Source organism: Thermococcus sp. PK, assembly GCF_000430485.1.
GTDB lineage: Archaea > Methanobacteriota_B > Thermococci > Thermococcales > Thermococcaceae > Thermococcus_A > Thermococcus_A bergensis.
The window spans coordinates 617,937-625,877 of the sequence record NZ_KE387150.1; the positions used below are offsets into that span (position 1 = coordinate 617,937).

Consider the following 7,941-nt stretch of genomic DNA (forward strand, 5'->3'; position numbering starts at 1 on the left):
GTTTTTTCATTTTTTCTTTATGATACCATCAACATTTAATTTTTAATTTCTGAGTTTTAGTTATTGGGGGATTGGCATTGATTGGAAAGACACGAGAATATCTTCGCTCTTGGCTGTTTCCAAATTTTGAAGATCAGATCAATGACTTGAACAGGAAAATATTGGAACTTTCAAACAGAATTAGTAATTGAAGCGTTCACTAACACGTTGGCATCATACCCTACTACATTTGTGAATATTTTGAAGAGTATGATCCAGAATATGAAACGCTTAATAAGTTCCTTAAGCAAAAAATGCAGCGTGGAGAGATAAAAACGTTAAAGGATCTCACAGAACTAGTTTATGATATGTTTACCTTAAATTGGAGAGAGACTTGCAATGAACTCGATAAGTTGATTGAAGAATGCGCAGACGACGAGTGATGTATCTTTTTCTTTTGGCCAGCGATCGCAATCTTTGTGAGTGAATACTAATACTAGTTTAGAAATTGAAAGACTCCGAGAATCCTAAGGCCAGATTGTTCTTCTATCTCAATCATTCTTTATCACCTTCTTTCATCTTATCCCAAAGACCAAACTCCGAAAGAACCGTCATCCAAATATCTTCTAACTTCATCCCAATAACATCATTCCACCACTCCCTCGACCTTATATCAACACCCGCACCAAATGTTATCATTTCACCGCTCATCATAAAATTGAACATAACCTTCCTATTCTCCTTATCCACCTTCAAATCCGTCGGAACAATATCAAAATCCAACATTATTTGCTTAACTTTCTCCCAGTTCTCGCCCTCAAACAACTCCAAAATCCAATCCTCTACATCTACCATTAAATATTTGCCATACACATTGTATTTAACTATCTCAACGCCATCCTCTTCATACTCCGTGTATTCAACACCATACACATATCCCTCTCCAAACTCATCATTTTTTACCATATCAATAGTAATCCTCTTCATTCTCCAAACCTCCATAATGTGTATTTCCGTTAAAACATAAAAACCTTTATTTTATTCCTCCCATTCAACAAACTCCCAGTATTCCCAGGGGTCAAAATCCTCGAATGTATCTTCAATCCAGTCCTCATTCGTTTCCGGAGATCTGAACCTAAGCTTAAGTAACTCCTCAATAATTGTGTCTTTTATTCTCTCGACCGGGACTCCGGAAGGGTGATATCCAGAATACTCCGCTTTAATCACGTACGAACCAACTCTTTCGTTAACAGACACATCTCTTATCTCAAACTTACCACCGAGACTACCAATGTATTCAGCCTCCATACTCTTCACCGCTTCCAGTTCCCATTTAGGAGCATTCTTCTTCTCGATAACTATCTCTGCTACAACTCCAGCCCAGTTGTTCACCACTACGGTTTGAATGACATAAGACACCCTAACATCTTCCCGCATCTCGACCCCCATATTCGTAACCATATCATCCACCTCCAGTCACGAAAATAATGAAAATTTCAAATCGGAAGCTTCAGTTCTAATTTGTTCACGATCTCCCTGTACCTGTTCCTTACGGTAACCTCTGTGACCCTCGCCACTTCCGCGACTTCCCTCTGAGTTCTCTTCTCACCTTCCATTAAACTTGCGATGTAGAGGGCCGCGGCCACAAGACCAGCCGGACTCTTCCCGCTCGTTAGCCCCCTCTGGTAAGCCTCTTCTAGGATCTCTATCGCCTTCCTCCTGACCTTCTCGCTCAGATTAAGCTCGTCCGCGAACTTGTTGACATAATCAGTTGGCTTCACAAAGAGTTTCTTGGGGGTTAGGTTGAGGTGTCTCGCTATGAACCTGAAGCTCCTCCCTATCTCCTTCTTGTCCACCTTGGAGACCTCGGCGATCTCGTCGAGAGTGCGCGGGATCTTCAAAAGCCTGCAGGCGGCGTAAACACAGGCTGCAATGACGCTCTCTATTGACCTTCTCCTGATGAGGCCCTTTCTCACCGCCTCACGGTAAAGTCTGGCTGCCTCTTCCTCAACGTGCCTCGGAAGGGCGAGGTGGCTCGCAAGCCTGTCGAGCTCGCTCAGGGCGAAGGCGAGGTTTCTCTCGGCGGCGTCGCTCACCCTGAGGCGGGACTGCCACTTCCTCAGCCTGTACATCTTCTCGCGCATGAGTCCAGTGAGAGAACGGTCTATTCCAATATCCGTCGAGAGGCCCTTGTCATGGAGCAAGATTGTTGCTGGGGAGCCTGTCCTCTTCCGTTTTTCTCTCTGTGATGGCTCAAATATTCGGGTTTCCTCTCTGGGATCGACGAGGTTGTATGATAGTACCGTGCCACAGGATGTGCAAAAGACTTCTCCATGCTCCGGGTCGTAGGAGAAGGTGGAAGCCCCACAATAGGGGCATTTTTTCAAATCGGGAAGATTTATCAACCAACCACCTCCGGGCTCGTTAAGAGTTCTACTGCAGAGCCCGTCATGCTGAATTTCTTACCAAGAACTGCAGGGAATTCCGCTGTAACATTACTGTGATATTCCACATATTAGTAATAGATCCCAGTGATGAAAAATTATTGCAAACTTTTTAGGAGTAGTTCAATGAAAGATTCGAGATTGAGGGCCAATTGGTGTGCTGTTTCGTGAGGCACTGTAAAGTATTTTTCGAGGTAGAACTCAAGAATTTCATGTAAGAGGGTTTTCAATTCATCTGCTTTATTTTCTTGCTCAACGACAACGATCTCCCCTTCATCAAACCACCAGCCAGTCTCATAGAGAATCTCGGCCCAGTTCGAATAAGAAGACTTAACTTCGGAAGGTTTAAGGACCCTAGCTACAACCACCCGACCACCCACTAAATTAGGCCCAGCAAAGTTTAAATACTTTTCTGTTAAATTACATTTGGTGAGTAAGCTATGCAATACAAAGACATTAAATTATTAAATTACAAAAACTTGCAGGACATGGAGTACGCTGCTGCCTTGGTGGGTAAAATTCCCTATTATGACTTCGAGACAAAGAAGCCAATATTTATTGAAAAAGAGAAAGTTCAGCAGGTTGTTTCAGAACTTGTGAAAGAAGGAAAATTTGCTGAGGCTAAAGAACTTGTAGAAGCTTCAAAAAGAGACTACCTAAGAGAGCTTGAAAGAAGCCTCGCACCAAAGCTTCTCTCTGTTAGGATCTCGTTTCCGTTATGGGTAAAGCTTTATGCCCTAGCGCTTAAGTACGAAAATTCACCCTCGGCAGTCCTCAGGAGACTCTTAATTAATGCCACCGAGAATCTTGTTGAAGACCTCAATAAATCAGGAGTAGTGGATCCTAGAGCCTATCGCTTAATTAGAAAGTCCCTTAACAATCTAAAAGAACTACAGGAAAGAAAGACGTTCGATGAAGATGAGGTAGGAAGAAAATACATGCTAATTTATGAACATGAAGAACCAATAGGCATTTCTGACTTAAAGCACATCCATTACTTCCTGAAACATTTGGTAAAAGCTTATGCTCGGCAAGAAAATATTCCAGAAGAACTCGTAGATTTGCTCTTCGAGAAAAATGTTGTTAGCGACTTTGAGACTCCAGAAGCGTTCTTCTACACGTACATAGGTGTTTTTAAAGATGACAACGGGATATTCCTTCGGATAGGGCCAGAAGTGAACACTCTTGATTTCCGTTATGTTGTATTTGAATACCCAATAAAAGCAATCCAGGAGTTTCCAGCAGAGTTAGTGCTGAAATTCCACCGGATGATTCTCTTTGATGCGTTTGTGAACTGCCCATCTGTTATTGAGAAAATAAGAAAAAAACTTGAGGTGGGGGAAGCTTTAACTCTTGAGGACTACAAGAGCATTTTCTGCGGTAAGTTCGAAAAAGAGATAGAGACCCTGTTCAGGGAAGGCATCAAACCATTTATTTATCCGGAAGAAGGAAAGGAATTTGTCCATGCTCGGTTCTTGCCATACTGTTTTGAGGATTATCCCCTACCATTGTTTAAAATGGATTTCTCGGAAAGAGAGCTCAGGATGAATGGGATAATCCTCAAGAAAAAAGCCAGCAAAAATGAGCTCAATGAAAACTTTGAGAGGCTAAAGAACATTGTTAAAGATGCATACTATGAGGCAGTAAGATTAAGTGAAGAGAAAGTTATGGAAGCAAAGGCTAAAGTCGAGTGCGGAGAAATTGACGAAAATGTACTGGAAGTTTTAAGCGTTGCTAAAGGGATAGATGTATTCTTGGAGTACCTGCTGTACAGGCAAGAAGGGGGTAAGGATCTGCTTTCAGCATTTTCGAAGCCCTCTGAAGTTTTCACTACCACATTTCCAAAGCCACTTGTCAGAATACTCGAGCTACTCAGTGGAAAGACGATAAAAGAGATTCTAGAGGGGCTCATTCTTGAAGAACAGCTCTAATTTTTCTATTTTTCTTATTCGTGTCTGGGCCTGTAAAAGGTATTTGCCGTAGCTCAACTACTATTAACCGGGGCGTGTTTAGTTTCACCCCCTGTTATTTAAACAGTATTTGACTCTGAGGAGGATTTTCAGACCATAACACATTACCCCAAGCAGGATTCGGGTTACAGTAGTCTTTTTCAGAAAACAGGGGATCCTACTGCCAAACCACGTTGTAAACGCACCCCAGAACCCCTCATGAGGATTCCTATGCCTGTACTCTTCTTCAGAAAACACTCTGTCTCTCCTCTTACTACCAAAACCACCTGGAGGGTTCTTAGTTTTCTTAACAATCGGCCGATAACCCTTTTCCACCACAGTGTTCAGAACTTTCTTTGAATCATAAGCCCCATCAGCATAAAAATTCCCAGAACCCTCCAGCAGGAGTTCAATCAGCTCGTTCTCAGAAGTTGTGATCTTCACAGCAACCGGATACAGTAAACCCGGCAGGATTCTCGTTATTGCCTGAACTTCTATCCTGTCCTTTTTTATTTGTGATAATGGTTGAGTCTGCTTGAGTGCTGGCGTAGGGTAATTTCTGGAGTTTTTTCAGGAGGTGGTTTGTCAGTTCTTCGAGGTTCAGCTTTTTCTCCCAGTTGTGGAGGGTTGAGTAGTGAATGTTTGCTCCGAAGAATTTTCTGCCGTAGTGCTGGGCGTCTCTGAGGGGTAGGTTGTAGTATTGTTTAAAGAGGAGTATTGCCAGTATTGTTTTTACTGGAAATTTTTTGGATTTTGGCAGGTTCTTCAGCTTTCCTTCTGATTCGAAGTCTGCTAAAACGTCAAGAATTGCGAATGCTACGCTTTCAGGGTCTTTGAGTCTGTGATCCCATCTGGGGATCACGGCAACCACCTGAAAGAATTCAGCAAAAACCCTAATAAAGGTTACTATAAACACGCCCCTATTAACCGAAAAGCTTAAATACTTTGGCATCTAATATTACAATGGGGAGATCAATAATATTACGAAATCTCCCCCAGTAATATTACATAGAGGTGTTTGCCATGAAAGCAGCTGTGTTGATTGATGGGGAAAATGTTGTGATGGCACTCCAGAACATCCTTGCCAGGAGAGTATTGCTCGACAAGGATTTAGACTGGGAGGGGCTCTTTGAGTATCTTAAAGCCCACGGTTATGACGTCATAATAGCTAGGATTTATGCAAATCCCTTCGTTCTCAGCAATCCCCACGTCATAAACAACCTGGAGAAAATGGGTATCAGGGTTGTCCTCTCAGAGTCTACAAAAAATGAAAATGGGGTAAAAAGCACGACCGATGCGACGATGATAGTAGAGGGTATGGAAATACTTTACGAGAGGCCGACAGTCGATGCAATTGTAATTGTTTCAGGAGACAGGGACTTCATACCTCTTGCAGATAAGGCAAAAGAGCTTGGAAAGGAAGTTCTTTTTGCGGCTTTTCTGGACAGTACAGCAAATATTATCCAGAAAAGGTATGAGGTAATAGATCTGCTCGGATTCAGCATACTCGATGAGTCTTTTGGAGACAACTACTTTAATAGTGTTAAGCAAGTTACAATTTAATGGGGGTGGTGCCATATGGAAGAACTTGGGCATGTAGTTAGGCGAGTTCTTGACCTTGCGAAGTCTGGAGAATCCACATATCGTTTCAACGAGGAGGCCACAAAGCAACACTTAATACTCCCAGTTTTGAACGCTTTGGACTGGGACGTTTTTAGTCCTGAAGTCATGCCAGAGGAGCGAGTACGCGGCCCTTACGGCTACTACCGCGCAGATTACTCTCTGAGAGTAAACGGAAAAACAATAGCATACCTTGAGGCGAAAAGCCTTGGAGTTGACGTTTTTACAGACAAAGGGGCACTCCACCAGCTGTTAATGTACTGTAGTACGGAAGGTATTGATATTGGAATCCTCACCAATGGTATTCGCTGGGTTGTGCTCAACGCTTACGAGAGCGGTACAAGTCTAGAAGAACGGATTCTCCTCACGATAGATCTAAATGAGGAAGCTGCACTTGAAAAACTAAAACTTCTGTCCAAGGAGACCTTAACCCGGAGTGATTTCAAGGAGTTAGTTAGGAGAAAACTCGAAAAGCTAAAACAGGTAGAAGACAAAACTAGCGGTATCCCAACCCAATCGCTTGTCTCCCAGCCAGCCGGACTTCCACAAGGAGCTAAACTTCTGGATGAACTAACACCTGAGGAACTATCGGGGAGACCGAGGATACTCGAGCTTTACATTTATCATAACGGTCAGTGGCATGAACTGCCAGTAGAGAGAAACGCGTGGGCCATGTCTTTGTTCACTGCCGTGAAGTTTCTGTGGGAGCATGGTTTCCAGGATCTCTACATCCCAACCTATGTGGAAACAACATACGTAAGGAATCCCAAGTACACTGACGTGGTCAGTCCCTGGCATGTTTACAGGCCAGAAAACGGTAGTGTAGCAGTTTCAAAGCTCAAAGAACTGGAAAGAAAGACAGGAGTCAAAATTGCTGTTAAGGTCGTGAAGAGGGCTTAGGGGGTTCTGGGATGAGGATTACAATCTATGATGGGGCAACCACCATCGGTGGCTCAAAGATACATATTCAAGAGAACGGAAACGGCCTCTTCCTGGACTTTGGCATGAACTTTGCAAAATACTCCCATTATTACCAGGAGTTCATAAGCGAAAGACCCTCAAGGGGAATTCATGACCTCTGGAGGCTAAACCTGATACCTAGGCTCAACATTTACAGGAAGGATCTAATCCCCTTGGATATTGCTGGTGAAGTTGCCAAACATCCAAAAATCCCTGTAAACGCCGTCCTGATAAGCCACGCCCACCTTGATCATGTTGGAAACATTGCACTGCTGGACGAGAACATTCCAATCGTTGGCTCTCTCATGACAGTTGTGATTCTCAAGGCCCTTAGGGATACCTCGAAGGGAAGTCACATGGGGATGGAGCTTCCATATTACACTCCCAAAAAACCAAGCGAAGCGAACCCATACGTTCTAGAGAAGGACAAGAAGATCAAACATTACCCAAGTAGGGACATGATTCTTACGGAAGAACTTTCCGAGGAGGCCTTAAACTTCCTAAACTGGCGGGCGAACGTTGAACTAGCCACAAAAGGCAACGTGAAGCGAATTCAGCTAGGAGAGATCAAGCATCTCCAAAAAAGCGAACTAGGCTTTGAAGTTCGTGCTTATTCGGTGGATCACTCCATTTATGGCGCCGCAGCATACATTGTTGAAGGCAACACGGCACTCGCCTACACGGGCGACTTCAGACTCCACGGTAAGAACGGAGAAGAAAGCAAAAAGTTCGTAAAAGCCGCAAAGAGTGCGAGCGTTCTAATCACTGAAGGCACGCGAGCAGGAAGAGGGCATGACGAAAACGTCTCGGAAAAGGAAGTTTACGAGAACGCTAAAGCGATTGTAGAAGAGGCAAGAGGCCTCGTGATAGCCGACTTCTCGGCGAGGAACTTCGAGAGGCTGGAGAGCTTCAAGAGGATCGCCGAGGAGACGGGGCGGGAACTTGTCGTCACGACAAAGGATGCGTACTTTCTCCATGCCATTGGGCTT

10 protein-coding genes are annotated in these 7,941 nt (G+C 43.8%); 4 read left to right on the top strand and 6 right to left on the bottom strand.

The genetic code is table 11. The features are described 5' to 3' along the window. Window positions 1-534 precede the first annotated feature (534 nt). The 4 genes from THEPK_RS11605 to THEPK_RS11620 all read right to left on the bottom strand — a co-directional run bounded on the left by THEPK_RS11605 (window position 535) and on the right by THEPK_RS11620 (window position 2,791). Entirely contained in the window at window positions 535-966 is a 432-nt protein-coding gene (locus THEPK_RS11605) for a hypothetical protein (RefSeq protein WP_042702143.1), read from the bottom strand. A 51-nt stretch (window positions 967-1,017) separates the two neighbouring features. Next, complete coding sequence (locus THEPK_RS11610; protein ID WP_052315961.1) at window positions 1,018-1,440, bottom strand: hypothetical protein; 423 nt, start codon at window positions 1,438-1,440, stop codon at window positions 1,018-1,020. A 35-nt stretch (window positions 1,441-1,475) separates the two neighbouring features. After that, window positions 1,476-2,366, bottom strand: coding sequence for a transcription initiation factor IIB (locus THEPK_RS11615; protein WP_042702365.1), 891 nt, complete (start codon window positions 2,364-2,366; stop codon window positions 1,476-1,478). Between the two features lie 155 nt (window positions 2,367-2,521). Next, window positions 2,522-2,791, bottom strand: coding sequence for a hypothetical protein (locus THEPK_RS11620; RefSeq protein ID WP_042702146.1), 270 nt, complete (start codon window positions 2,789-2,791; stop codon window positions 2,522-2,524). Window positions 2,792-2,863: 72 nt separating this feature from the next. Between THEPK_RS11620 and THEPK_RS11625 the strand changes: the two genes are divergently transcribed. Then, window positions 2,864-4,354: a hypothetical protein gene (locus tag THEPK_RS11625; protein ID WP_042702148.1), complete on the top strand. Its 1,491-nt coding sequence runs from the start codon at window positions 2,864-2,866 to the stop codon at window positions 4,352-4,354. An 84-nt stretch (window positions 4,355-4,438) separates the two neighbouring features. Here the strand turns inward: THEPK_RS11625 and THEPK_RS11630 are convergent, their stop codons facing one another. Further along, entirely contained in the window at window positions 4,439-4,816 is a 378-nt protein-coding gene (locus THEPK_RS11630) for a hypothetical protein (protein ID WP_042702150.1), read from the bottom strand. Then, window positions 4,797-5,288 carry a hypothetical protein gene (locus tag THEPK_RS11635; protein ID WP_156882199.1) on the bottom strand — a complete coding sequence of 164 codons (492 nt, stop codon included), beginning with the start codon at window positions 5,286-5,288 and terminating at the stop codon, window positions 4,797-4,799. The genes THEPK_RS11630 and THEPK_RS11635 overlap by 20 nt, the downstream gene beginning before the upstream one ends. A gap of 107 nt (window positions 5,289-5,395) precedes the next feature. On the opposite strand from THEPK_RS11635, the gene THEPK_RS11640 reads away from it, so the two are divergent. The 3 genes from THEPK_RS11640 to THEPK_RS11650 form a co-directional block, all read left to right on the top strand. Continuing rightward, window positions 5,396-5,935 (top strand): NYN domain-containing protein, encoded by a 540-nt coding sequence (locus THEPK_RS11640; protein ID WP_042702153.1) that lies wholly within the window; start codon window positions 5,396-5,398, stop codon window positions 5,933-5,935. Window positions 5,936-5,950: 15 nt separating this feature from the next. After that, on the top strand, window positions 5,951-6,892 hold the full coding sequence (locus THEPK_RS11645) for a type I restriction endonuclease (RefSeq protein ID WP_042702155.1): 942 nt from the start codon (window positions 5,951-5,953) through the stop codon (window positions 6,890-6,892). An 11-nt stretch (window positions 6,893-6,903) separates the two neighbouring features. Further along, a partial coding sequence (locus THEPK_RS11650; protein WP_052315962.1) for an MBL fold metallo-hydrolase occupies window positions 6,904-7,941 on the top strand: 1,038 nt, incomplete at its 3' end.

Bases quoted from the DNA above. Each gene is read 5' to 3' on its own strand.
- THEPK_RS11625 (WP_042702148.1), top strand. From the start codon at position 2,864: ATGCAATACAAAGACATTAAATTATTAAATTACAAAAACTTGCAGGAC.
- THEPK_RS11610 (WP_052315961.1), bottom strand. From the start codon at position 1,440: ATGGTTACGAATATGGGGGTCGAGATGCGGGAAGATGTTAGGGTGTCT.
- THEPK_RS11645 (WP_042702155.1), top strand. From the start codon at position 5,951: ATGGAAGAACTTGGGCATGTAGTTAGGCGAGTTCTTGACCTTGCGAAG.
- THEPK_RS11605 (WP_042702143.1), bottom strand. From the start codon at position 966: ATGAAGAGGATTACTATTGATATGGTAAAAAATGATGAGTTTGGAGAG.
- THEPK_RS11640 (WP_042702153.1), top strand. From the start codon at position 5,396: ATGAAAGCAGCTGTGTTGATTGATGGGGAAAATGTTGTGATGGCACTC.